The organism is Desulfofundulus thermobenzoicus, assembly GCF_009428905.1.
GTDB classification, from domain to species: domain Bacteria; phylum Bacillota; class Desulfotomaculia; order Desulfotomaculales; family Desulfovirgulaceae; genus Desulfofundulus_A; species Desulfofundulus_A thermobenzoicus.
Genome location: NZ_WHYR01000136.1, coordinates 1 through 610 on the forward strand (window position 1 = coordinate 1; position 610 = coordinate 610).

General features: G+C 54.6%; 2 tRNA genes and 2 rRNA genes. All 4 read left to right on the forward strand.

Going from position 1 to position 610, the window contains the following annotated elements:
* Positions 1-100: ribosomal RNA gene (locus tag GFC01_RS17855) — 16S ribosomal RNA — on the forward strand; the annotation flags it as partial.
* A 66-nt stretch (positions 101-166) separates the two neighbouring features.
* Positions 167-241: transfer RNA gene (locus GFC01_RS17860), tRNA-Ala, on the forward strand.
* A 17-nt stretch (positions 242-258) separates the two neighbouring features.
* Positions 259-335 (forward strand) — tRNA-Ile (locus tag GFC01_RS17865).
* Between the two features lie 194 nt (positions 336-529).
* A 23S ribosomal RNA gene (locus tag GFC01_RS17870) occupies positions 530-610 on the forward strand; the annotation flags it as partial.

Genomic DNA, 610 nt, shown 5'->3' on the forward strand with positions numbered 1-610 from the left:
GCTAACCGCAAGGAGGCAGCCGTCGAAGGTGGGGTTGGTGATTGGGGTGAAGTCGTAACAAGGTAGCCGTATCGGAAGGTGCGGCTGGATCACCTCCTTTCTAAGGAGCGAAGCTTTCTGGAAGGAAACCATCCTAACCTGCTGTTCGGTTTTGAGGGACCAATGTGGGGGTGTAGCTCAGTGGGAGAGCACCTGCCTTGCAAGCAGGGGGTCACCGGTTCGAATCCGGTCATCTCCACCAGCACACATCCCAATTATGGGCCTATAGCTCAGCCGGTTAGAGCGCACGCCTGATAAGCGTGAGGTCGGTGGTTCGAGTCCACCTAGGCCCACCAAAACGGAGGTCGGATGTCTGAAGTCAGAAGTCGGAAAAGCCACCATTAAGGTGGTAAATTAATCCGGCGACTGGCTGATGCAACTGGCATCCGTGGGGATCCTCATAAAAGGATCCTCATCAATGGTCGTTAGGTAATAACGCCCCACGACCAACTGTTCCTTGAAAACTTCACAGTGGGAGAAAGTTCGTCGAGGTCAAGATACGAAGGGCATACGGTGGATGCCTTGGCGCTTTGGGCCGATGAAGGACGTGGTAAGCTGCGAAAAGCCACGG